The organism is Variovorax paradoxus, from assembly GCF_040544635.1.
GTDB classification, from domain to species: Bacteria; Pseudomonadota; Gammaproteobacteria; order Burkholderiales; family Burkholderiaceae_C; genus Variovorax; species Variovorax paradoxus_R.
In genome coordinates this window covers 128,369-149,487 of record NZ_JBEPKJ010000001.1, presented here as the reverse complement: position 1 = coordinate 149,487, position 21,119 = coordinate 128,369, and the positions used below count along the sequence as shown (strand labels likewise).

The window sequence follows — 21,119 nt, the reverse complement described above, 5'->3', positions numbered from 1 at the left end:
CGAGCCGCTCAGGCCTTGCCGAATTCGTCGCCCAGCTCGGCGGCGCGCTTCTGCGCCGCGCGAATGGCGGTCTTGAACTTCGCCTTGACGTCGGCGCCCTCTAGCGACGTGAGGGCCGCATAGGTCGTTCCGCCCTTCGAAGTCACGCGTTCGCGCAGCACCGATGGCGGCTCTGTGGCGCTGTGCGCGAGCGCCGAGGCGCCGGTGAAGGTGCCGATGGCCAGCCGCTGTGCCTGGTCGGGCGACAGGCCCATTTCGACGCCGGCCTCGGTCATCGCCTCGATGAAATAGAACACGTAGGCGGGGCCCGAGCCGGACATGGCCGTGACCGCGTCGAGCGCCGCTTCGTCGTCGACCCAGAGCAGTTCGCCGGTCGGCGCGAGCAGTTGCCCGACCAGTACGCGGTCGGCGGCGTCCACGCCGGCTCGCGCATAGAGGCCAGTCATACCCTGGCCGACCAGCGCGGGCGTGTTGGGCATCGCGCGCACCACGCGCTCGCTGCCGAGCCAGCGCGCAATGCTGGTCGACGGAATGCCTGCCGCGACGCTCAGGTGCAGGGCGTTTTCGGCGAATGCGCGCACCGGGCGGGCGGCTTCCGCAAAAGTTTGCGGCTTGACCGCCCACACCACCACCGCGCAGCGCGACAGGGCCTCGCCGGCCTCCGCATGCGCGGTGATGCCGAAGGACTGCACCAGCTTCTTGCGGGCTTCTTCGAAGGGCTCCACCACCTCGAACGCGTCGGCAGGCGTGCCCTGCTTGATCAGGCCGCCGATGATGGCGCTGGCCATGTTGCCGCCGCCGATGAAGGCGATCGGAGGGAGAGGTGCCGGCGCGGTGCGGGGCAGAAAAGTGACTGCGATGGTCATGGTTGGTCGGTGTATTCGAATGCCGCGAACTGGGTTGTCTGCAGTGGGTTGAAATTGTCGTCGCTCACGACCACCAGCATGCGCTTGCCGTCCGGCAGCGCCGGTCCCCAGCACATGCCCTCGGTGTTGTCGAGGCGAGAAAGGCCGAGCGAGGCGAAGTCGGCGACCAGCGTCTTCCGGGCTGGAGGATGGTTGCCCGCGGCGAGCATGTCGACATTCAGCACATCGGTGGCGTCGCGGGTATTGATTTCGTAAAGGCGCAGCGAATTTCCGATGCCGGTGGCGTAGGCACGCTCGAGCACCAGCATGCGGTCGGCGTCGAGCATCAGGATCTCGCTGATGCCGTTGTCGGCATAACTGCCGGGCACGATTGGGCGCAGCGGAATCGCATCGGGAACATAGGCGATCTGGCGCGTGGCATGGCCATTCTCCAGGTCGATCAGCGTCAGCCGGCAGGGGCCACCCGCCGCGCTGGTGGTGGGAGCCGGGCCGTCCTGGATCAACGCGTTTTCCATGGCCAACCAGGCGTGGCGGCCATCGGGCGTCGGCGCCAGGCCCTCGAAGCCCAGGTTGTCGCGCGGGCCGCGGCGCCGAGCCGGATCGGGGGCGAACATGGCCGGGAGAGCGAATTCACGCAGCAGGCGCCCGTCGCGCGCCGATTCATGGAACGCGGGCCCGAACCCGCGCACCACGTCGCCCTCGCTCGTCCAAAGCAGGGTGCCGACGCCCGGCCGAAGGCGCAGCGATTCGGGGTCCGGAACAGGAAGGCCAGGCTCAGCGGCGCGGCGTGCTGGCCAGGAAAGGTCGCCTGGGCGTTGCAGCTGAACCACAGATTTGGGTTCTGGTGGCTCGGCCCACGGCGCAGGCCAAGAGGCGGTGTAGAAGCGGACGGGATCCAGGTCTGACCGGTCATCGCTCAGTAGCAAGTATTCACTTCTCTCTGCGTCGTAGTCGATGCCCGAGACGCCGCCCGCCGTCGTGCCTTGTATATTGAGCCGGTGCGGCCAGTATGCCTCCGCAAGGCGGCGCAGCCGTCCCGCCCCCGGCAACGGCAGTGCCGGACTTCCGCAACCCCCCGATCCCGGGCCTCCCCATCCCGTAAAGGCGGCGGCCACGCCGGCCAGCAGCAGCCTGCGGCGTGGCGTTGGCGGGGACTTCCGCGGGGCTGAAACAAGGGTGTGCACCCCGCCAAGTCTAGTTCCGGTACATTTCTCGGTCAGAAGGCAGTTGACGTGCCTTTGGCTTCGTGCCACAATCGCAGGCTTCGCTTCAAAAAAGGCGAAGCTTTCAGCCCAAAGCGGAAGTGCCTCGAGTGGTTCGAGGTGCAGACGACGGGCCCAAGACTGACCGCAGCGTTTCCCTCCCGGAGGCGCATCGGTACAAGTTGGGAACTACTAGCAATGATCCAAACTGAATCCCGGCTCGAAGTGGCCGACAACACAGGCGCGAAGTCCGTCCTGTGTATCAAGGTGCTCGGTGGCTCCAAGCGGCGTTATGCCAGCGTGGGCGACGTCATCAAGGTGAGCATCAAGGAAGCCGCTCCGCGTGGTCGCGTCAAGAAGGGCGAGATCTACAGCGCAGTGGTGGTCCGCACCGCAAAGGGCATCCGTCGCGCCGACGGTTCGCTCGTCAAATTCGATGGCAACGCAGCCGTGTTGCTCAACGCCAAGCTGGAGCCGATCGGCACCCGCATCTTCGGACCGGTGACGCGCGAGCTGCGCACCGAAAAGTTCATGAAGATCGTGTCGCTGGCCCCCGAAGTTCTCTAAGGACAACAACGCCATGAACAAGATTCGCAAAGGCGACCAGGTCATCGTGTTGGCCGGGCGCGACAAAGGCAAGCGCGGCGTCGTCTCGCTACGCAAGGATGATTCGCACCTCGTCGTCGACGGCGTGAACATCGTCAAGAAGCACGCTAAGCCGAACCCCCTCAAGGGTACGACCGGCGGCATCGTCGAGAAGACCATGCCCATTCACCAATCCAACGTGGCGATCTTCAATGCCGCGACCGGCAAGGCCGATCGCGTGGGCATCAAGATCACCCAGGGTGCTGACGGCAAGCGCGTGGCTGTTCGCGTCTTCAAGTCCAGCGGCGACGAAATCAAGTTCGCCTAAGAGGTACTCACATGGCACGTCTCCAACAACACTATCGCGAAAAGATCGCGAAAGACCTGACGGAAAAGTTCGGCTACAAGTCGCCGATGCAGGTCCCCCGCCTCACCAAGATCACGCTCAACATGGGCGTGGGTGAAGCTGTCGCCGACAAGAAGGTTCTCGACAACGCTGTCGCCGACCTGACCAAGATCGCCGGCCAGAAGCCCGTGGTTACCAAGTCGAAGAAGGCCATCGCCGGTTTCAAGATCCGCGAAAACCAGCCGATCGGCTGCATGGTCACGCTGCGTGGCGTGCAGATGTACGAGTTCCTGGATCGTTTCGTGACCATCGCGCTGCCGCGTGTTCGCGACTTCCGCGGCATCTCCGGCCGTGCGTTCGACGGCCGTGGCAACTACAACATCGGCGTCAAGGAACAGATCATTTTCCCCGAGATCGAATACGACAAGGTCGATGCCCTGCGCGGTCTCAACATCAGCATCACGACGACGGCCAAGACCGACGAAGAAGCCAAGGCGCTTCTCGCTGGTTTCCGTTTCCCGTTCAAGAACTGAGGCGAACCGTGGCTAAACAATCCCTGATCCAACGCGAACTCAAGCGCGACAAGCTGGTCGCCAAGTACGCTGCGAAGCACGCGGAACTGAAGGCAATTTCCAACGACCTGAAGAAGAGCGACGAAGAGCGCGCTGCTGCCCGCCTGGGCCTGCAAAAGCTCCCGCGCAACGCGAACCCCACGCGTCAGCGCAACCGTTGCGAAATCACCGGCCGCCCACGTGGCACCTTCCGTCAATTCGGTCTGGCCCGCGCCAAGATCCGCGAACTGGCTTTCAATGGCGACATCCCCGGTGTCACCAAGGCCAGCTGGTAAGCCAGGCAGGAGCAAACAACATGAGCATGAGTGATCCCATTGCCGACCTGCTGACGCGTATCCGTAACGCGCAGATGGTGGCGAAGCCCACTGTGTCGGTCCCGTCTTCCAAGGTGAAGATCGCGATCTCGCAAGTCCTGAAGGACGAGGGCTATATCGACGGCTTCCAGGTCAAGACCGAAGACGGCAAGACCGAACTCGTCATTACCCTGAAGTACTACGCTGGCCGTCCGGTCATCGAGCGCATTGAGCGCGTGAGCCGCCCTGGCTTGCGCGTCTACAAGGCCAGTGCTTCCATTCCGCAAGTCCAGAACGGCCTCGGCGTTGCGATCGTCACGACCCCCAAGGGCGTGATGACGGACCGCAAGGCGCGCGCTACCGGTGTCGGTGGCGAAGTGCTGTGCTACGTCGCCTAACCGAGACATCGAGGAGTAACTGAAATGTCCCGAGTAGGAAAAATGCCGATCACCATCCCCGCAGGCGTGGATGTGTCGATCAAGGAAGACCAGATCAGCGTCAAGGGTACGGGCGGCACGCTCAACCTGGCACGCAACGCACTGGTCAAGATCGTCAGCAATGACGGCAAGCTGAATTTCGAACCCGCCAACGAGTCGCGTGAAGCGAATGCGATGAGCGGCACGATCCGTCAGCTGGTGAACAACATGGTGGTTGGCGTGACCAAGGGCTTCGAGAAGAAGCTCAACCTGGTCGGCGTCGGCTACAAGGCTGCAGCGTCCAACAACAAGTTGAACCTGCAAGTCGGTTACTCGCACCCGGTCAACATCGACATGCCGCAAGGCATCACGGTGGCCACTGCGACCCCGACCGAAATCGTGATCAAGGGTGCTGACCGTCAGCGCGTTGGTCAAATCGCCGCTGAGATCCGCGCTGTTCGTCCGCCTGAGCCTTACAAGGGCAAGGGCATCCGTTATTCGGACGAGAAGATCGTGATCAAAGAGACCAAGAAGAAGTAAGGGGCAGCAAAATGATGTTGACCAAAAAAGCACAGCGTCTTCGCCGCTCGCGCCAGACCCGCATTCGCATCGCGACGCAGGGCGTGGCCCGTCTGACGGTGAACCGCACCAACCTGCACATCTATGCCACCGTCATCTCCGACGACGGCACCAAGGTGATCGCCACCGCATCGACGGCCGAAGCCGAAGTGCGCACGGCACTCGGCGGCTCGGGCAAGGGTGGCAATGCCGCCGCTGCAACGGCCATCGGCAAGCGCATCGCTGAAAAGGCGAAGGCTGCCGGCGTCGAGAAGGTCGCCTTCGACCGCGCAGGTTTTGCGTACCACGGCCGCGTCAAGGCGCTGGCCGATGCGGCTCGCGAAGCCGGTCTGCAGTTCTAACCGGACACGAGATTCAAAATGGCAAAGATTCAAGCAAGAACGCAGAACGAAGGCCCTGAAGACGGTTTGCGCGAGAAGATGATCGCGATCAACCGCGTCACCAAGGTGGTGAAGGGTGGTCGTATCCTCGGTTTCGCAGCACTCACGGTCGTGGGCGACGGCGAAGGCCGCGTCGGCATGGGCAAGGGCAAGTCGAAGGAAGTGCCCGCTGCAGTGCAAAAGGCGATGGAAGAAGCCCGTCGCAACCTGGCCAAGATCTCGATCAAGAACGGCACACTGCATCACCGCGTGACGGGCCATTGGGGCGCTGCCTCGGTGGTCATGATCCCGGCCCCGAAGGGTACCGGCATCATCGCTGGCGGCCCGATGCGCGCCGTGTTCGAAGTCATGGGCATCACCGACATCGTGGCCAAGAGCCATGGTTCGTCGAACCCCTACAACATGGTTCGCGCCACGCTCGACGGGTTGAAGAACTCGACGACCGCGTCCGAAGTGGCTGCCAAGCGCGGCCTGACCGTCGAAGAAATCTTCGCCTGAGCGCAAGCTCTCGCAAGGCTGAAGGAAGCATTCAAATGACGACGCAACAACAAACCCTCAAGGTGCAATTGGTCAAGAGCCCGATTGGCACCAAGGAATCGCATCGCGCGACCGTGCGTGGCCTCGGCCTGCGCAAGCTCAACAGCGTGAGCGAGCTGCAAGACACCCCGGCGGTGCGCGGCATGATCAACAAGATCAGTTATCTGGTCAAAGTTCTGTAAGAGAGACTGATATGGAACTCAATGGCATCAAGCCGGCAGCCGGCGCCAAGCACGCCAAGCGTCGTGTTGGCCGCGGTATCGGCTCCGGTATCGGCAAGACCGCAGGTCGCGGTCACAAGGGTCAGAAGTCGCGCGCAGGCGGTTTCCACAAGGTCGGCTTCGAAGGCGGTCAAATGCCGCTGCAGCGTCGCCTGCCGAAGCGTGGCTTCAAGTCGCACCTGCTGAAGTTCAACGCCGAAGTCACGCTGACTGCTCTCGAGCAGCTCGGCCTGGCCGAAGTCGATGTCCTGGCGCTCAAGCAAGCCGGCCTCGTGGGCCAGCTCGCCAAGGTCGTCAAGATCATCAAGACCGGTGAACTCACCAAGGCCGTCAAGCTGACGGGCGTGGGCGCAACCGCTGGTGCCAAGGCTGCTATCGAAGCAGCCGGCGGCAGCATCGCCTGATCACACTGGACTGAAAGAAGTTCTTCGTGGCAACTAACGCGGCAACGATCGCAAAAACAGGCAAGTTCGGCGACCTCCGCCGTCGGCTCGTCTTTTTGCTGCTCGCGCTCGTGGTCTATCGGATCGGCGCGCACATTCCTGTGCCGGGCATCAACCCGGACCAGCTGGCTGCGTTGTTCCAGGGCCAGCAGGGCGGCATTCTGAGCCTGTTCAACATGTTCTCGGGCGGGGCGCTGTCGCGCTTCACCGTGTTCGCGTTGGGGATCATGCCGTACATCTCGGCGTCGATCATCATGCAGTTGATGACCTACGTGGTTCCTACCTTCGAGCAATTGAAGAAGGAAGGCGAGGCTGGCCGCCGCAAGATCACTCAGTACACGCGCTACGGCGCGCTGGGCCTGGCATTGTTCCAGTCGTTCAGCATCGCAGTGGCCCTCGAATCGTCGGCCGGTCTGGTGAACTCCCCCGGTTTCGGCTTCCGCCTGACCGCGATGGTGAGCCTGACGGCAGGTTCGATGTTCCTGATGTGGCTCGGCGAGCAGATCACCGAACGCGGCCTGGGCAACGGCATTTCGATCCTGATCTTTGCGGGTATCGCGGCCGGTCTGCCGAGCGCCATTGGCGGCCTCGCTTCGCTGGTGACCACCGGTGCGATGAACCCGATCATTGCGCTCTTCATCATCGCGATCGTGGTGCTGGTCACCTACTTCGTGGTGTTCGTCGAACGCGGCCAGCGCAAGATCCTCGTGAACTATGCGCGGCGCCAGGTCGGCAACAAGGTCTATGGCGGCCAGTCGTCGCACCTGCCCTTGAAGCTGAACATGGCCGGTGTGATTCCGCCGATCTTCGCCTCGTCGATCATCCTGCTGCCCGCAACGGTGGTCGGCTGGTTCAGCACCGGTGAAGGTGGCTTCCGCTGGATCAAGGACATTGCCGGCGCGCTGCGTCCGGGCGAGCCGATCTACGTGCTGCTGTACGCTGCCGCGATCGTTTTCTTCTGCTTCTTCTACACGGCACTCGTGTTCAACAGCAAGGAAACGGCCGACAACCTGAAGAAGAGCGGTGCATTCATTCCGGGCATTCGTCCGGGTGACCAGACCGCTCGCTATATCGACAAGATTCTGGTTCGCCTGACGTTGGCCGGCGCGGTGTACATCACCTTCGTCTGCCTGCTGCCCGAGTTCCTGATCCTGAAGTACAACGTGCCGTTCTACTTCGGTGGTACCTCCCTGCTGATCATCGTGGTCGTCACGATGGACTTCATGGCCCAGGTGCAAAACTACATGATGTCCCAGCAGTACGAATCGCTGCTGAAGAAGGCTAACTTCAAGACATCGTAGGGCTGTGAGTTTCAGTATTGAGAATATTGGGTGTGGGCGGTGTACCGCCACGTTAAACAGTTTTAGGAGAATGAAATGAGAGTTTCGGCTTCGGTCAAAACCATCTGCCGTAATTGCAAGGTCATCCGCCGTAAAGGTGTGGTGCGTGTGATTTGCACCGACCCGCGCCACAAGCAGCGCCAGGGTTGATTGAAGAGTATTAGAGGACGCACATGGCACGTATTGCTGGCATCAACATTCCGCCGCACAAGCACGCTGAAATCGGCCTGACCGCCATCTTCGGCATCGGTCGCACCCGCGCCCGTCAAATCTGCGAAGCGAGCGGCATCGAATATTCGAAGAAGATCAAGGACCTGACTGACGCCGATCTCGAAAAGATCCGCGACCAGATCGCCTTGTTCACCATCGAAGGCGATCTGCGTCGCGAGACGACGATGAACATCAAGCGTTTGATGGACATCGGCTGCTATCGCGGCTTCCGTCACCGTCGCGGCCTGCCGATGCGCGGCCAGCGCACGCGCACCAATGCCCGCACCCGCAAGGGTCCGCGCAAGGCTGCGCAGTCCCTGAAGAAATAAGGATAGACCAGCATGGCTAAAGCACCTGCAAACAACGCCGCACAGCGCGTTCGCAAGAAGGTTCGCAAGAACGTTGCGGACGGTATCGCCCACGTGCATGCCTCGTTCAACAACACCATCATCACGATCACCGATCGCCAGGGCAACGCCCTGTCGTGGGCTTCGTCGGGTGGCCAGGGCTTCAAGGGCTCGCGCAAGTCGACGCCGTTCGCTGCGCAGGTTGCTTCCGAAGTGGCCGGCCGTGCTGCTGTCGAACAAGGTATCAAGAACCTCGACGTCGAGATCAAGGGCCCCGGCCCCGGTCGCGAATCGTCGGTGCGCGCACTGGCTGCGCTCGGCATCCGGATCAATTCCATTGCCGACGTGACGCCCGTTCCGCACAACGGCTGCCGTCCCCAGAAGCGTCGCCGCATCTGATCGTCAGTCCGCAAGGCGCAGCCGGCTTTTGAGCGGCTGCGCATTTGTTTTTTTACTAAGCCCACCGCCATCCGCGTCCTCGCCGATGGCTCCCGCAGGCAACTGCGGCAGATGACACAAAGGAAAACTCGTGGCACGCTACCTCGGCCCCAAGGCCAAACTCTCCCGCCGTGAAGGCACCGACCTGTTCCTGAAGAGCGCCCGCCGCTCCATTCAAGACAAGGCCAAGTTCGACTCCAAGCCTGGCCAGCACGGCCGCACTTCGGGTCAGCGCACATCCGACTACGGTCTGCAGCTGCGTGAAAAGCAGAAGGTCAAGCGCATGTACGGCGTGCTCGAGAAGCAATTCCGCCGCTACTTCGAAGAAGCCGACCGTCGCCGTGGCAACACCGGCGCCAACCTGCTGTTCATCCTCGAATCGCGCCTGGACAACGTCGTCTACCGCATGGGCTTCGGCTCGACGCGCGCCGAAGCACGCCAGCTCGTGTCGCACAAGGCGATCACGGTGAACGGCCAGTCGGTCAACATTCCGTCGTACCTGGTGAAGACCGGCGACGTGATCGCCGTGCGCGACAAGTCGAAGAAGCAGACCCGCATTGCCGAAGCGCTCCAGCTGGCCCAGCAAGTCGGTATCCCGGCTTGGGTCGAAGTGAACGCCGACAAGGCCGAAGGCACCTTCAAGAAGGTCCCCGATCGCGACGAATTCGCAGCCGACATCAACGAATCGCTGATCGTCGAACTGTACTCGCGTTAAACAGAGACGATAACGAGCCGCTTCGCGGCTCGAACTTGTATTTTTTGTTCCCGTCAAGAGACATTCTTGACGGGTGCTTCACCAGCCTTACCGGTGTAACGAGCCGGGGGTATTGAGAGGAAGTCTGCATGCAAACCACCCTGCTGAAACCCAAGACCATTCAGGTCGAGCAACTTGCCGCCAACAAGGCCAAGGTCACGCTCGAACCTTTCGAGCGCGGCTACGGCCACACGCTCGGCAACGCGCTGCGCCGCGTTCTGCTGTCGTCGATGGTCGGTTATTCGGCCACTGAAGTCACGATCGCCGGCGTTTTGCACGAGTACTCGTCGATCGACGGCGTGCAGGAAGATGTCGTCAACATCCTGCTGAATCTCAAGGGCGTGGTGTTCAAGCTCCACAACCGCGACGAAGTCACGCTGAGCCTGCGCAAGGACGGCGAAGGCCCGGTCCTGGCGTCGGACATCCAGACCCCGCACGACGTCGAGATCATCAACCCCGACCACGTGATCGCGCACCTGTCGCAAGGCGGCAAGCTCGACATGCAGATCAAGGTTGAAAAGGGTCGCGGCTACGTGCCTGGCACGATGCGCCGCTACGCCGACGAGCCGACCAAGTCGATTGGCCGCATCGTTCTGGACGCATCGTTCTCGCCCGTGAAGCGCGTGAGCTACACGGTCGAAAGTGCCCGTGTCGAACAGCGTACCGACCTGGACAAGCTGCTGGTTGAAATCGAAACCAACGGTGCGATCACCGCCGAAGACGCCGTGCGCGCCTCGGCTAAAATCCTGGTTGAGCAGCTTGCAGTGTTCGCACAGCTCGAAGGCGGCGAACTGGCTGCATTCGATGCCCCGGCACCGCGCAGCGCACAGCAATTCGACCCGATCCTGCTGCGCCCTGTCGACGAGCTCGAACTCACCGTGCGCTCGGCCAACTGCCTGAAGGCCGAAAACATCTACTACATCGGTGACCTGATCCAGCGCACCGAGAACGAGCTGCTCAAGACCCCGAACCTGGGTCGCAAGTCGCTCAACGAAATCAAGGAAGTCCTCGCTTCGCGCGGCCTGACCTTGGGTATGAAGCTTGAAAGCTGGCCGCCGGCCGGCCTCGACAAGCGTTGATTTTTTGAAGAATTGAGCCCATGAGGGCTCGTGCCCGGGCAGTACCTGATACGGCTGCCTGTTTAATAAAGTAAAGGAAAAGCACCATGCGTCACGGACACGGACTCCGCAAACTCAACCGCACCAGCTCGCACCGCCTTGCGATGCTGCAGAACATGATGAATTCGCTCATCGAGCACGAAGTCATCAAGACCACGGTCCCCAAGGCCAAGGAACTGCGCCGCGTCATCGAACCGATGATCACGCTCGCCAAGAAGCCGACGCTCGCCAACAAGCGCCTGGCCTTCGACCGCCTGCGCAGCCGCGACAGCGTCGTCAAGCTCTTCGCCGATCTGGGCCCGCGTTTCGCGGCACGTCCGGGCGGCTACACGCGCATCCTGAAAATGGGTTTCCGCGTGGGCGACAACGCGCCGATGGCTCTGGTCGAACTGGTCGACCGTCCTGAAATTAAAGAAGCAGATGCCGAGCAAGGCGCTGCTGAATAAGGTATAATTCCATCTTGCCGCGCGATGGAGCAGCCTGGTAGCTCGTTGGGCTCATAACCCAAAGGTCGCAAGTTCAAATCTTGCTCGCGCAACCAATTTAAAAGGCCCTTTGAATTTCAAAGGGCCTTTTTTCTTTGGCCGGTGAATTCAAATAAAAGCCCTCGTGAAGAGGGCTTTTTTATTTGGCGGGCCCTCGGGCGCACTTCCCTTGGCTTCGCTCAGTCCGGAATGACCGCCGTCACCTCGATCTCGACCTTCGCGCGGTGCTCGACCAGCGCAGCTACCTGCACGCAGGTCATGGCCGGAAAGTTGCGTCCCATGGCTTCGCGGTACACGGGACCGAGTTCGGCCAGCCGCCGGCTGTATTCGTCGCGGTCGGTCACGTACCAGGTCATGCGCACCATGTGCTCGGGGCCGGCGCCGGCTTCGCGCAGCACCTCGGCGATGTTGCGCAGCGCCAGGCCGCACTGGTCGATGAAGTCGTCCGATTCGAACTGCTGCTGCGCATTCCAGCCGATCTGGCCGCCGACGAACACCATGGTGCCGCGCGCGGCCACGCCATTCGCATAGCCCTTGGGAGGTAGCCAGCCCGGTGGCTGCAAGAGTTTGTTCATCATGATGTGGTGTCGTTGTCGAGTTGTCTCAGTTTGAATCGCTGGAGCTTGCCGGTCTCGGTGCGCGGCAGCACCGTCACGAACTCGATCTCCCGCGGATATTTGAACGGCGCGATGCTGGCCTTCACGTGGTCCTGCAGCGCCTTGACGAGCGCAGCATCGCCTTCATGGCCGGGCTTCAGTACGCAGAAGGCTTTGACGATCATGCCCCGATTCGCGTCGGGCTTGCCGATGACGCCGCACTCGGCCACGGCCGGATGCTTGAGCAGCGCATCTTCCACTTCGGGACCGCCGACGTTGTAGCCGGCGGTAATGATCATGTCGTCGGCGCGCGCCTGGTAGAAGAAGTAGCCGTCGTCATCCTGCACGAACGAATCGCCGGGGTAGTTCCAGCCGTTTTTCACGTAGTCGGCCTGGCGCGGATCATCCAGATAGCGGCAGCCCACCGGCCCCTGCAGCGCCAGCTTGCCGACCGTGCCGCGCGGCACCTCGTTGCCCTGGTCGTCCACCACCTTTGCCGTGAAGCCGGGCACCGCCTTGCCGACCGCGCCGCGGCGCACCTGGTCGCCCGCGGCGGAAATGTAGATGTGGAACACCTCGGTGCCGCCGATGCCGTCGAGCATCTCGATGCCGGTGGCTTCCTTCCACAACTGACGCGTCGCATCGGGCAGCGCCTCGCCGGCGCTCACGCAGATGCGCAAGCTGGGTGCGCCATGCTGCCGAACGAAAGGCGCCATCTGGCGATAGAAGGTGGGCGCGGTGTAGCAGATGGTCGCGCCGACTTCATTGATGAGCTTCACGAGGCCTTCGGGCGTGAACGGCGCATCGGCAAAGTACACCGAAGCGCCGGCCCACATCGGAAACACCAGCAGCCCGCCGAGCCCGAAGGTAAAGGCGAGCGGCGGCGAGCCAATCACGATGTCGTCGCTTCGCGCCTGCAGCACGTGGCGCGGCCAGGTCTCGCACATCGCGAGCACGTCGCGGTGCGTGGTGACCGGGGCCTTCGGCTTGCCCGTGGTGCCCGAGGTGAATGCGAGCAATGCAATGTCGTCCGATGCCGTGGGGCATGCGGTGAACACGCCGCTTTTGGCTGCGGCACGTGCCGACAGCGAATCCGGCGCATCGGGCTTGTTGAAGGCAACCACCGTGGCGAGCACCGGATGCTCCCGCTGCGCAACCGAGAGTTCGTCGAGCAGCCGGCCGTCGCACAGCGCCGCCACGGGACGCGCCTTCTCGATGATGTCGCCCAGCTCCTTGGCGCGCAGCAGCGGCATCGTCGCCACCGCGATCAATCCGGCCTTGACCACCGCGAGCCAGGACAACGCCATGGCCACCGAATTGCCACCGCGCAGCAGCACGCGGTTGCCGGGCACCAGGCCCAGGTCTTCGGTCAGCACCTGCGCGATGCGGTTGACCTCGACGGCTGCTTGCGAATACGTCAGCGTACCGGTCGGCGAGCGCAGCATCGGCTTGTCGCCGAAGCCCTTGGCAGTCGCCTTGTCCAGAAGCTCTTCGACCAGGTTCAGCTGCTCGGGCAGCTGCAGCTCCGGAAGGTCGTAGCGGAAGACCGGCAACTGCTCGACGGGCGGCAGGCGGTCATGAACGAAGCGGTCGACTTGGGCAGACACGGTATTTATCCCCGCAGAACGGATTTGCCAATGATCAGTTGTTGAACCTCCGTCGCGCCTTCGTAAATGCGCAGCGAGCGGATGTCGCGGTAGAGGCTCTCAATCTTCGTGCCAACCTTCACGCCGAGGCCGCCGTGCATCTGCAGCGCCATGTCGATCACTCGGCTCGCGTTCTCGGTGGCACACATCTTGGCCATGGCCGCGGCGGCCGATACATCGCCCACAGCGGGTGCACCGCGCTGTTCGGCGTCGTCGCGCATCCATGCGGCGCGATAGGTGAGCAACGCGGCGCTGTCGATCAACGCGGCCATTTCGCCGAGCTTGGCCTGCGTGAGCTGGAAGTCGGCGAGCGTCTGGCCGAACATGCGGCGGCCCTTTGCATGCGCGATCGCCTCGGCGAGTGCGCGGCGGCCCATGCCGAGTGCCGCCGCCGCAACCGATGCACGAAAGATGTCGAGCGTGCGCATCGCGAGCTTGAAGCCGCCGTTGAGCTCGCCGAGCTGCGCCGTGCGCGGCACGACGCAGTTCTCGAAGCGCAAGGTGGCCAGCGGATGCGGTGCCATCACATCGATGTGCTCGGAGGTGTCCAGGCCGGCCGTGTTCGCATCGATGATGAAAGCGGTGATGCCGCGCGTGCCGGCTGTCGGTTCGGTCTTTGCGAACACGCAATAGAAGTCGGCAATGCCGCCGTTGCTGATCCAGGTCTTTTCGCCGTGGAGACGCCATCCGTCGGCCGTGGCCTCGGCGCGCATGGCCATGGCGGCCACGTCCGAACCTGCCTCGGGTTCGCTGAGCGCGAAAGCCGCGATCTTGCCGCCCTTGCCCACGGCGGTGAGGTACTGCGACTGCTGCTCGGGCGTGCCCGCGAGCGTGATCGCACCGCTGCCCAGCCCTTGCATCGCAAAAGCGAAGTCGGCGAGCGGCGAGTGGAAGCCGAGCGTTTCGCGCAGCAGCACGAGCGCGCGCGAATCGAGGCGCTCCAGCGCGCCACCCGCGCTGCCGGGCACCGCATAGCGCAGCCAGCCGCCATCGCCCAGGCGGCGCACCCATTCGCGGCAGGCCGCGCGGTCGTCGCGCTCATCGATCTCTTGCGCTGCGCACCAGGGCAACAGGTCGCGCGCGAGCGAGCGATGGGCTTCGTCGAAGAAGGGCAGCGCGAGGTGCGCCGTCGAAGGCGGTGCGGGAATCTTCGTCATCATGGCGTCAGTCCCCACCGAACACCGGCTTGCGCTTGGCCGCGAAAGCCTCGTAGGCGCGCTTGAAGTCTTCGGTTTGCATGCAGATGGCCTGCGCCTGCGCTTCGGCCTCGATGGCCTGGTCGATGGTCATCGACCATTCCTGCGAGAGCATGGTCTTGGTCATGCCATGCGCGAAGCTCGGGCCTTCGGCCAGTTCGCGCGCCACCTTGGTGGCGGCCTCGAGCAACGCATCGCTTTCGTGCAGTGCGTTGAAGAAGCCCCAGGCGTGGCCTTCCTGCGCCGTCATCGCGCGACCAGTAAACAGCAGCTCCGAAGCGCGGCCCTGGCCGATCACGCGCGGCAGCAGCGCACAGGCGCCCATGTCGGCGCCGGCAAGACCCACGCGCGTGAACAGGAATGCCGTGCGCGTCGACGGAGACCCGTAGCGGAGATCGCAAGCCAGCGCGATCATGGCACCCGCACCGGCGCACACGCCGTCAATGGCGCCGACGATCGGCTGCGGGCAATGCCGGATGGCCTTGACCAGGTCGCCCGTCATGCGCGTGAACTCGAGCAGCTCGGGCATGCGCATCGTGGTGAGCGGACCGATGATTTCGTGCACGTCGCCGCCCGAGCAGAAGTTGCCGCCGGCGCCGGTCACCACGATGGCCTTCACGTCGGTGGCATAGGTCAGCGCGCGGAACAGGTCGCGCAGCTCGGCGTACGAATCGAAGGTGAGCGGGTTCTTGCGCTCGGGCCGGTTCAGCGTGACGGTGCCGACACCGGCCTCGTAGTTCCATGCAAAGTGCCTGGCCTCGTAAGGCGCCTTGGCCTCGAATTGCGCGCGCATGGGATTGCCCGCGCCGATGTAGTGCTTCATTCGGCCTCCGCCATCTGGCTGTGTGAGTGTTGCTTGACCTTGCCGAGCAGCTTGTGCAGCTGCGCGATCTCCTTGGCGCTGAGGCCCGCGAAAGCGTCGACGATCCAGTCTTCGTGCTGCTGCGCCATTTCGTTGAAGAGCTTGCGGCCACGGGCCGTGAGCCGTACGCGCCAGGCGCGGCGGTCGCCCTCGACATCGACGCGTTCCACCAGCCCTTCGGTCACGAGCTGGTCGGTGATGCCGGTCACGTTGCCGCCCGTCACCATCATGCGGCGCGAGAGCTCGTTCATCTTGAGGCCGTCGGGTGAGCGCTCGAGCTGCGACATCAGGTCGAAGCGCGGTAGCGTGGTCGAGAACTGCGAGCGCAGTTCGTTGCGTACCTGCTTTTCGATCAGCTGGGTGCAGGTAAGGAGCCGCAGCCAGAGGCGCAGGGCTTCGGGATGTTCGCTGTGCGCGCGCGCTTCGAGGTCCATGTCAGTGTGTTTCCTCGGAGCTGGGTGCAGCAGCGAGCGCGGCGTTGGCCGCGGCAATCTGCTGCTGCTTGGCGATTTCGCGGTACATCTGGTCGCGCCCGCTCAGGTACTGCTTGGGCCAGTCGACATCGCGGCTTTGCAGCTTGGCGGCTTCGTGCAGCGTCCAGGCAGGGTCGGCGAGATGAGGGCGCGCGATGGCGCAGAGGTCTGCGCGCCCCGCCGCAATGATGCTGTTCGCCTGGTCCGCATCGGTGATCGCACCCACAGCAATGGTCGAGATGCCGACCTCGTTGCGGATGCGGTCCGAGAACGGCGTCTGGTACATGCGGCCGTACACCGGCTTGGCGGCGCGCGTGGTCTGACCGGAAGACACGTCGATGAAATCGGCGCCGGCCTCCTTGAAGAGGCGCGCCACCACGACCGCTTCCGCGTCGGTATTGCCGCCGGGTGCCCAGTCGTGGGCCGAGACGCGCACGCTCATCGGCTTGTCTTCGGGCCAGGCCGCACGCATTGCGCGGAACACCTCGAGCGGATAGCGGCACCGCGCCTCGATGTCGCCGCCGTATTCGTCGGTGCGCAGATTCGTCAACGGGCTGATGAAGGCCGACAGCAGGTAGCCGTGCGCGCAGTGCAGCTCGAGCCAGTCGAAGCCGCATTCGGCGGCGCGGCGGGTGGACTCCACGAACCGCTCCCGCATGTCGTCCATCTGCTCGCGCGTCATCGCGGCCGGCAGCTGGTTCTGCTCGCCATAGGCCACCGCGCTGGCGGCCAGCAGCCGCCAGTTGCCACTCTCGAGCGGCTCGTCCGTGCCTTCCCAACCCACGCGAGTGGAGCCCTTGGGCCCGCTGTGGCCGAGCTGCATGGCGATCTTCGCGCTCGATTGCGTGTGCACGAAATCGACGATGCGCTTGAACGCCGCTTGCTGCGTGTCGTTGTAGAGGCCGGTGCAGGCCGGCGTGATGCGGCCTTCGGGGGTTGGGCTCGTCATTTCGACGCACACCATCGCGGCGCCGCCGAGTGCGCGCGCACCCAGGTGCACCAGCAGAAAATCCTGCGGCACGCCGTCGACCGCGCTGTAGGTGGCCATCGGCGACACCAGGATGCGGTTCTTCAGCGCCAGGCCGCGCACCTGGAGCGGCATCAGCATCGGCGCCACGGGCTTGCCCCCCGCGAGCCACCGCTCGTAGCCGCCGAGCCATTCGGTGTCGCGCACGCGCAGGTTCTCGTGGCTGATGCGCTGGGAGCGCGTGAGCAGCGAGTAGGCGAACTGCTCGATCTGCATGCCGGTGTAGCGCGGCACGTTTTCGAACCATTCGGTCGAATTGCGCGCCGCGTTCTGGATCTTCAGCACCTCGACGCTGCGGCGTGCTTCGTAGCCTTCGAGCACATGGTCGACCGTGCCGCCCTGCGCGAATTCATTGGCCAGGTCGATGGCGTCTTCCAACGCGAGCTTGGTACCCGAGCCGATCGAGAAGTGCGCTGTGTGCGCCGCATCGCCCATCAGCACCACGGGCACCGAGCGGCCCTGCACATCGATGCGGTGCGTCCAGCGCTCGCACACCACGCGCGGAAAGCGGATCCAGTTGGCCGAACCGCGCAGGTGCGTGGCGTTGCTGATGAGCGGATGGCCGCCCAGGTACCTGGCAAACAGCTTTTCGCAGAAGGCGATGGCCTCGGGCTGCTCCATCTGGTCGAGGCCATGGGCCTTCCACACTGCTTCGGGCGTTTCGACGATGAAGGTCGAGGTCTTGTCGTCGAACTGGTAGGCGTGCGCCTGGAACCAGCCATGCTCGGTCTGTTCGAAGGCGAAGGTGAAGGCGTCGAAAGTCTGGTGCGTGCCGAGCCACACGAAGCGGCAGTTGCGCAGGTCGATGTCGGGCTTGAACACATCGGCATAGCGCTGGCGAATGCGGCTGTTGAGGCCGTCGCTGGCAATCACCAGGTCGGCGTTGTACTGCGCGGCCATCGCCTGGTCGTCGGTGGCGTCGGTTTCGAAGACCAGATTCACGCCGAGCGCGAGGCAGCGCTCCTGAAGGATGTTCAAGAGACGCTTGCGGCCGATGCCGCAAAAGCCATGGCCGCCCGAGCGCACCTGCCGGCCCTTGAAAAAGACCTGGATGTCGTCCCAGTGATGAAACTCGTGGCCGATGAGCGCCGCGGTTTCCGCATCGGCCGCGGCCAGGTTGGCGAGCGTCTGGTCGCTCAGCACCACGCCCCAGCCGAAAGTGTCGAAGGGGCGGTTGCGCTCCACCACCGTGATGTCGAGCGCCGGGTTGCGCGCCTTCATCAGCAGCGCGAAATACAGGCCCGCGGGCCCACCGCCGATGCACAGGATGCGTTGGAGGTCCATGGCGGGGGCGGCGGAAAGGCCGGCGGTGAGGCTGTTCATGGTTGAATAGTTTAGACATAAACAATCCGATGTCAACGGGTTCACCACCACCACTGGGACCTCATGTGTTGCGAGGTGTCAAGCAGAAAGTCCAAAAAATCAATACCATGGCGCCACCATGCAAAGCTTGATACCAAAGATCGAGTCGCAGCTTGCGTCGCTGCCCGTGCCCATCGCGCTGGAGTTGCCTGATGGTCGAAGAGTTGCCAAGCCGGGTTTCCGCGTGACCTTGGCGTTCAGCGAGTGGTCGGGGCTGGCCAAGCTGGCGGCGCACCAGGTGGGCGCCATTGGCGAGGCTTACGTGGAGGGCAGGGTCCAGATCGAGGGCGCGATGCGCGACCTGATCGACGCAACGGTCGGCATGCTGCCTGGCAACCCCGCCGAAACAGACACCACTTGGTGGACCCGCCTGGCGCGGCTGGCCAAGTCCCGCGGTTCGCATTCCTTGAACAAGGATGCGGAGCAGATCCAGTTTCACTACGACGTTTCCGACGACTTCTACGCGCTGTGGCTCGATCCGCGCCGGGTTTATTCGTGCGCCTACTTCCGTACCCCGGAACTGACGCTTGCCCAGGCGCAGGAAGCCAAGCTCGACCACATCTGCCGCAAGCTGCTGCTGAAGCCCGGCGAGCGTTTCCTGGACATCGGCTCGGGATGGGGCGGGTTGCTGATGTGGGCCGCCGAGCACTACGGCGTGGACGCCACCGGCATCACGCTGTCGAAGAACCAGCATGCGCATGTTCAGAGCCTTATCGAGGAAAAAGGCCTGCAGGGCCGGGTGCGCGTAGAGCTGCGCGACTACCGCGAGCTCTCCGCCGACGCACCCTTCGACAAGATCGCATCCGTCGGCATGTTCGAGCATGTGGGCGCGGCCAACATGCCGACCTACTTCCGCAAGATCCATTCGCTGCTGAAGCCCGGCGGCCTGGTGCTGAACCACGGCATCACCTCGGGCCAGCTCGACTACCGCCAACTCGGCGCGGGCATGGGCGATTTCATCGAGAAGTACATCTTCCCCGGCGGCGAATTGCTGCATGTGACCCACGTGCTGCGCGAAACGGCCGCCGCGGGCCTGGAGATGGTCGACACCGAAAGCCTGCGCCCGCACTACGCGCGCACGCTCTGGGCCTGGTCCGACGCGCTCGAGGCGCAGCTCGGCACGGCACGCGAGGTGCTCGAGCGCACCGGCGGGCCGCAAAGCCGCAACGCCGAGCGCATTCTGCGGGCCTATCGCCTCTATCTGGCGGGCTCCGCCATGAGCTTCGAGCAGGGCTGGATCTCACTGCACCAGATGCTTTCCACCAAGCCCGACGGCAAGGTGGAGCATGGTGTTTTGCGCGGTTCGCAATCGGTGTACCCTTTTGCCCGTGACTACATCTACAAGTGAGTAAAAAAAACCATGCTGTATCGATTCCAGTCCCGGGCTTCTCCTGACTTCGTGATGCTGGAGGTGCATGCACGCCAGCTGCTCGACATCGTCGGCAAGCCGGCCGCGCCCCAAGGCATCATCACCGTCGAGCAGATCCCCGCCGCCATTGCGGCGATCGAATCCGCGCTGGCACGCGAAGCCAGCAATCCCCACAACCACGACGACCACGTTGTCGAAGGCCACGACCACGACGCCGAAAAGCAGCACGTGGGCCTGCACCAGCGCGCAGCGCCCCTGCTTCACATGCTCAGGGATTCCCTGGCCGAAGAAAAAGACGTCACCTGGACGACATGACCAGGCCAGTCACACGCTTTTCCTGAGGCACCGCGGATCCGGCTCGGCCGGTCCGCCGATGCGGTGAAGCGCCTAGCCCGAGGTCAGTCGACCTTTGCGCCGGAGTCCTTCACCACCTTGGCCCACTTCACGTGCTCGCTGGCAATCAGCTTGGTGAAGTCGGCGGGTGAATTGCCGCTTGGAATCGCGCCCTGGGCGAGCATCTTTTCCTTGATGGCGGGCGTGCTGAGCGACTTGGCCACTTCCTGCTGAATGCGGTTCACGATGTCGGGCGAGGTGCCGGCCGGTGCCAGCAAGCCGAACCACGAGCTCGCCTCGAAGCCCTTGAGCGCCGGGCCACCCGCTTCCTCCACCGTCGGAATGTCGGGCAGCGCCGGCGAGCGCTTCGCGCTGGTCACGGCCAGCGCCGTGAGCTTGCCGCCCTTGATCTGCGCCATCGACGAGGGCAGGTTGTCGAACATCACGTCGGCATTGCCGCCCACCATGTCCAGCAGCGCCGGCCCCGAGCCCTTGTACGGGATGTGCGCCATGAAGGTGCCGGTCATGCTCTTGAAGAGCTCGCCCGCCAGGTGGATGGAGGTGCCGCTGCCGCTCGACGCCATGTTGAGCTTGCCCGGGTTGGCCTTGGCGTACTTGATGAAGTCCTGCACGTTGTGGATGTTCAGCGCCTTGGCCTTGTCGGCGTTCATTTCCATCACGTTGGGCACGGCCGCCACGAGCGTGATCGGCACGAAATCCTTGATGGGGTCGAACGGGAGCTTGGGGTAGAGCGCGCGGTTGATGCCGTGCGTGCCCACGGTGCCCATCAGCAGCGTGTAGCCGTCGTTCGGTGCGCGCGCCACGATCTCGGCGCCCACGTTGCCGCCCGCGCCCGCACGGTTGTCGACGATGAACTGCTGCCCGAAGGCCTTCGACAGCTCGGGCGCGACGGCGCGCGCCAGGATGTCGGTGGTGCCGCCCGCCGCGAAAGGCACGACGATGCGAACCGGCTTGTTCGGCCAGGTGTTCTGGGCCCAGGAAGGGGTGGCCGCGAGGGCGATGGCTGCGGCGGAAGCGGCCAGCGCGGCGCGGCGGTTCGTCTTGAAAGTTGAAGAAGTCATGCGGGCGTTTGTACAGGGGAACCGCCGCGCGCGTGGCGGGT

At 63.7% G+C, this 21,119-nt stretch carries 28 protein-coding genes and 1 tRNA gene; 20 read left to right on the top strand and 9 right to left on the bottom strand.

Annotation, left to right across the window (positions count from 1 at the left end; translation table 11 throughout):
* Positions 1-8: 8 nt before the first annotated feature.
* The gene (gene proC / locus ABIC94_RS00750) at positions 9-866 is read right to left on the bottom strand and encodes a pyrroline-5-carboxylate reductase (RefSeq protein ID WP_354370623.1); all 858 of its coding nucleotides are present in this window, start codon (positions 864-866) and stop codon (positions 9-11) included.
* The gene (locus tag ABIC94_RS00745) at positions 863-1,996 is read right to left on the bottom strand and encodes an esterase-like activity of phytase family protein (RefSeq protein ID WP_436317922.1); all 1,134 of its coding nucleotides are present in this window, start codon (positions 1,994-1,996) and stop codon (positions 863-865) included. The genes proC and ABIC94_RS00745 overlap by 4 nt, the downstream gene beginning before the upstream one ends.
* 270 nt (positions 1,997-2,266) lie before the next feature.
* Between ABIC94_RS00745 and rplN the strand changes: the two genes are divergently transcribed.
* From rplN to ABIC94_RS00655, 18 genes are all read left to right on the top strand, one after another.
* The gene (rplN, locus tag ABIC94_RS00740) at positions 2,267-2,635 is read left to right on the top strand and encodes a 50S ribosomal protein L14 (protein WP_009124801.1); all 369 of its coding nucleotides are present in this window, start codon (positions 2,267-2,269) and stop codon (positions 2,633-2,635) included.
* A gap of 13 nt (positions 2,636-2,648) precedes the next feature.
* A complete protein-coding gene (gene rplX / locus ABIC94_RS00735; protein ID WP_307703873.1) occupies positions 2,649-2,981 on the top strand; it encodes a 50S ribosomal protein L24 in 333 nt (110 codons plus the stop codon).
* A gap of 11 nt (positions 2,982-2,992) precedes the next feature.
* Complete coding sequence (rplE, locus tag ABIC94_RS00730) at positions 2,993-3,532, top strand: 50S ribosomal protein L5 (RefSeq protein ID WP_013544114.1); 540 nt, start codon at positions 2,993-2,995, stop codon at positions 3,530-3,532.
* Positions 3,533-3,540: 8 nt separating this feature from the next.
* Positions 3,541-3,846 (top strand): 30S ribosomal protein S14, encoded by a 306-nt coding sequence (rpsN, locus tag ABIC94_RS00725; RefSeq protein ID WP_015867798.1) that lies wholly within the window; start codon positions 3,541-3,543, stop codon positions 3,844-3,846.
* Between the two features lie 20 nt (positions 3,847-3,866).
* A complete protein-coding gene (gene rpsH, locus ABIC94_RS00720) occupies positions 3,867-4,262 on the top strand; it encodes a 30S ribosomal protein S8 (protein WP_015867797.1) in 396 nt (131 codons plus the stop codon).
* A gap of 24 nt (positions 4,263-4,286) precedes the next feature.
* On the top strand, positions 4,287-4,820 hold the full coding sequence (gene rplF, locus ABIC94_RS00715; RefSeq protein ID WP_009124809.1) for a 50S ribosomal protein L6: 534 nt from the start codon (positions 4,287-4,289) through the stop codon (positions 4,818-4,820).
* 14 nt (positions 4,821-4,834) lie between these two features.
* A complete protein-coding gene (rplR, locus tag ABIC94_RS00710; protein ID WP_038111818.1) occupies positions 4,835-5,200 on the top strand; it encodes a 50S ribosomal protein L18 in 366 nt (121 codons plus the stop codon).
* A gap of 18 nt (positions 5,201-5,218) precedes the next feature.
* Positions 5,219-5,737, top strand: coding sequence for a 30S ribosomal protein S5 (rpsE, locus tag ABIC94_RS00705; protein WP_028258414.1), 519 nt, complete (start codon positions 5,219-5,221; stop codon positions 5,735-5,737).
* Positions 5,738-5,772: 35 nt separating this feature from the next.
* Positions 5,773-5,958, top strand: a complete 186-nt coding sequence (rpmD, locus tag ABIC94_RS00700) for a 50S ribosomal protein L30 (protein ID WP_009124818.1) — start codon at positions 5,773-5,775, stop codon at positions 5,956-5,958.
* A gap of 11 nt (positions 5,959-5,969) precedes the next feature.
* Entirely contained in the window at positions 5,970-6,401 is a 432-nt protein-coding gene (gene rplO, locus ABIC94_RS00695; protein WP_013544108.1) for a 50S ribosomal protein L15, read from the top strand.
* 26 nt (positions 6,402-6,427) lie between these two features.
* Positions 6,428-7,741 carry a preprotein translocase subunit SecY gene (gene secY, locus ABIC94_RS00690; protein ID WP_354370621.1) on the top strand — a complete coding sequence of 438 codons (1,314 nt, stop codon included), beginning with the start codon at positions 6,428-6,430 and terminating at the stop codon, positions 7,739-7,741.
* Positions 7,742-7,816: 75 nt separating this feature from the next.
* Complete coding sequence (gene rpmJ / locus ABIC94_RS00685; protein WP_013544106.1) at positions 7,817-7,930, top strand: 50S ribosomal protein L36; 114 nt, start codon at positions 7,817-7,819, stop codon at positions 7,928-7,930.
* Positions 7,931-7,953: 23 nt separating this feature from the next.
* The gene (rpsM, locus tag ABIC94_RS00680) at positions 7,954-8,319 is read left to right on the top strand and encodes a 30S ribosomal protein S13 (protein ID WP_013544105.1); all 366 of its coding nucleotides are present in this window, start codon (positions 7,954-7,956) and stop codon (positions 8,317-8,319) included.
* Positions 8,320-8,331: 12 nt separating this feature from the next.
* Positions 8,332-8,736 carry a 30S ribosomal protein S11 gene (rpsK, locus tag ABIC94_RS00675; RefSeq protein ID WP_009124825.1) on the top strand — a complete coding sequence of 135 codons (405 nt, stop codon included), beginning with the start codon at positions 8,332-8,334 and terminating at the stop codon, positions 8,734-8,736.
* Positions 8,737-8,866: 130 nt separating this feature from the next.
* A complete protein-coding gene (gene rpsD, locus ABIC94_RS00670) occupies positions 8,867-9,490 on the top strand; it encodes a 30S ribosomal protein S4 (RefSeq protein ID WP_013544104.1) in 624 nt (207 codons plus the stop codon).
* Between the two features lie 128 nt (positions 9,491-9,618).
* Positions 9,619-10,608: a DNA-directed RNA polymerase subunit alpha gene (locus ABIC94_RS00665; protein WP_009124827.1), complete on the top strand. Its 990-nt coding sequence runs from the start codon at positions 9,619-9,621 to the stop codon at positions 10,606-10,608.
* A gap of 86 nt (positions 10,609-10,694) precedes the next feature.
* Positions 10,695-11,093: a 50S ribosomal protein L17 gene (gene rplQ, locus ABIC94_RS00660; RefSeq protein ID WP_337310008.1), complete on the top strand. Its 399-nt coding sequence runs from the start codon at positions 10,695-10,697 to the stop codon at positions 11,091-11,093.
* Positions 11,094-11,111: 18 nt separating this feature from the next.
* Positions 11,112-11,188 (top strand) — tRNA-Met (locus tag ABIC94_RS00655).
* Between the two features lie 123 nt (positions 11,189-11,311).
* Here ABIC94_RS00655 and ABIC94_RS00650 read toward each other — a convergent pair.
* Genes ABIC94_RS00650 through ABIC94_RS00625 form a run of 6 tightly spaced genes read right to left on the bottom strand, consistent with a single transcriptional unit; the run spans position 11,312 to position 18,216 of the window.
* Positions 11,312-11,710: a RidA family protein gene (locus ABIC94_RS00650; protein WP_126748520.1), complete on the bottom strand. Its 399-nt coding sequence runs from the start codon at positions 11,708-11,710 to the stop codon at positions 11,312-11,314.
* Positions 11,707-13,335, bottom strand: coding sequence for an AMP-binding protein (locus ABIC94_RS00645; RefSeq protein ID WP_354370619.1), 1,629 nt, complete (start codon positions 13,333-13,335; stop codon positions 11,707-11,709). Before ABIC94_RS00645 ends, ABIC94_RS00650 begins: the two co-directional genes overlap by 4 nt.
* A 5-nt stretch (positions 13,336-13,340) precedes the next feature.
* Entirely contained in the window at positions 13,341-14,534 is a 1,194-nt protein-coding gene (locus ABIC94_RS00640) for an acyl-CoA dehydrogenase family protein (protein WP_354370617.1), read from the bottom strand.
* Between the two features lie 4 nt (positions 14,535-14,538).
* The gene (locus tag ABIC94_RS00635) at positions 14,539-15,393 is read right to left on the bottom strand and encodes an enoyl-CoA hydratase family protein (RefSeq protein WP_354370616.1); all 855 of its coding nucleotides are present in this window, start codon (positions 15,391-15,393) and stop codon (positions 14,539-14,541) included.
* Positions 15,390-15,866, bottom strand: a complete 477-nt coding sequence (locus ABIC94_RS00630) for a MarR family winged helix-turn-helix transcriptional regulator (protein ID WP_354370615.1) — start codon at positions 15,864-15,866, stop codon at positions 15,390-15,392. Before ABIC94_RS00630 ends, ABIC94_RS00635 begins: the two co-directional genes overlap by 4 nt.
* Position 15,867: 1 nt before the next feature.
* Positions 15,868-18,216 (bottom strand): bifunctional salicylyl-CoA 5-hydroxylase/oxidoreductase, encoded by a 2,349-nt coding sequence (locus tag ABIC94_RS00625; RefSeq protein ID WP_436317921.1) that lies wholly within the window; start codon positions 18,214-18,216, stop codon positions 15,868-15,870.
* 157 nt (positions 18,217-18,373) lie between these two features.
* On the opposite strand from ABIC94_RS00625, the gene ABIC94_RS00620 reads away from it, so the two are divergent.
* Together ABIC94_RS00620 and ABIC94_RS00615 are read left to right on the top strand one after the other, a co-directional pair.
* The gene (locus ABIC94_RS00620; protein WP_354370613.1) at positions 18,374-19,642 is read left to right on the top strand and encodes a cyclopropane-fatty-acyl-phospholipid synthase family protein; all 1,269 of its coding nucleotides are present in this window, start codon (positions 18,374-18,376) and stop codon (positions 19,640-19,642) included.
* Positions 19,643-19,654: 12 nt separating this feature from the next.
* Complete coding sequence (locus ABIC94_RS00615; protein WP_354370612.1) at positions 19,655-19,978, top strand: DUF1840 domain-containing protein; 324 nt, start codon at positions 19,655-19,657, stop codon at positions 19,976-19,978.
* Between the two features lie 83 nt (positions 19,979-20,061).
* On the opposite strand, the gene ABIC94_RS00610 is transcribed toward ABIC94_RS00615, so the two are convergent.
* A complete protein-coding gene (locus tag ABIC94_RS00610) occupies positions 20,062-21,078 on the bottom strand; it encodes a Bug family tripartite tricarboxylate transporter substrate binding protein (RefSeq protein ID WP_354370610.1) in 1,017 nt (338 codons plus the stop codon).
* Between the last annotated feature and the right edge of the window lie 41 nt (positions 21,079-21,119).

Bases quoted from the DNA above. Each gene is read 5' to 3' on its own strand.
- proC (WP_354370623.1), bottom strand. From the start codon at position 866: ATGACCATCGCAGTCACTTTTCTGCCCCGCACCGCGCCGGCACCTCTC.
- rplN (WP_009124801.1), top strand. From the start codon at position 2,267: ATGATCCAAACTGAATCCCGGCTCGAAGTGGCCGACAACACAGGCGCG.
- rplX (WP_307703873.1), top strand. From the start codon at position 2,649: ATGAACAAGATTCGCAAAGGCGACCAGGTCATCGTGTTGGCCGGGCGC.
- rplE (WP_013544114.1), top strand. From the start codon at position 2,993: ATGGCACGTCTCCAACAACACTATCGCGAAAAGATCGCGAAAGACCTG.
- rpsH (WP_015867797.1), top strand. From the start codon at position 3,867: ATGAGCATGAGTGATCCCATTGCCGACCTGCTGACGCGTATCCGTAAC.
- rplF (WP_009124809.1), top strand. From the start codon at position 4,287: ATGTCCCGAGTAGGAAAAATGCCGATCACCATCCCCGCAGGCGTGGAT.
- rplR (WP_038111818.1), top strand. From the start codon at position 4,835: ATGTTGACCAAAAAAGCACAGCGTCTTCGCCGCTCGCGCCAGACCCGC.
- rpsE (WP_028258414.1), top strand. From the start codon at position 5,219: ATGGCAAAGATTCAAGCAAGAACGCAGAACGAAGGCCCTGAAGACGGT.
- rpmD (WP_009124818.1), top strand. From the start codon at position 5,773: ATGACGACGCAACAACAAACCCTCAAGGTGCAATTGGTCAAGAGCCCG.
- rplO (WP_013544108.1), top strand. From the start codon at position 5,970: ATGGAACTCAATGGCATCAAGCCGGCAGCCGGCGCCAAGCACGCCAAG.
- rpmJ (WP_013544106.1), top strand. From the start codon at position 7,817: ATGAGAGTTTCGGCTTCGGTCAAAACCATCTGCCGTAATTGCAAGGTC.
- rpsM (WP_013544105.1), top strand. From the start codon at position 7,954: ATGGCACGTATTGCTGGCATCAACATTCCGCCGCACAAGCACGCTGAA.
- rpsK (WP_009124825.1), top strand. From the start codon at position 8,332: ATGGCTAAAGCACCTGCAAACAACGCCGCACAGCGCGTTCGCAAGAAG.
- ABIC94_RS00665 (WP_009124827.1), top strand. From the start codon at position 9,619: ATGCAAACCACCCTGCTGAAACCCAAGACCATTCAGGTCGAGCAACTT.
- rplQ (WP_337310008.1), top strand. From the start codon at position 10,695: ATGCGTCACGGACACGGACTCCGCAAACTCAACCGCACCAGCTCGCAC.
- ABIC94_RS00650 (WP_126748520.1), bottom strand. From the start codon at position 11,710: ATGATGAACAAACTCTTGCAGCCACCGGGCTGGCTACCTCCCAAGGGC.
- ABIC94_RS00640 (WP_354370617.1), bottom strand. From the start codon at position 14,534: ATGATGACGAAGATTCCCGCACCGCCTTCGACGGCGCACCTCGCGCTG.
- ABIC94_RS00635 (WP_354370616.1), bottom strand. From the start codon at position 15,393: ATGAAGCACTACATCGGCGCGGGCAATCCCATGCGCGCGCAATTCGAG.
- ABIC94_RS00630 (WP_354370615.1), bottom strand. From the start codon at position 15,866: ATGGACCTCGAAGCGCGCGCGCACAGCGAACATCCCGAAGCCCTGCGC.
- ABIC94_RS00625 (WP_436317921.1), bottom strand. From the start codon at position 18,216: ATGGACCTCCAACGCATCCTGTGCATCGGCGGTGGGCCCGCGGGCCTG.
- ABIC94_RS00620 (WP_354370613.1), top strand. From the start codon at position 18,374: ATGCAAAGCTTGATACCAAAGATCGAGTCGCAGCTTGCGTCGCTGCCC.
- ABIC94_RS00615 (WP_354370612.1), top strand. From the start codon at position 19,655: ATGCTGTATCGATTCCAGTCCCGGGCTTCTCCTGACTTCGTGATGCTG.
- ABIC94_RS00610 (WP_354370610.1), bottom strand. From the start codon at position 21,078: ATGACTTCTTCAACTTTCAAGACGAACCGCCGCGCCGCGCTGGCCGCT.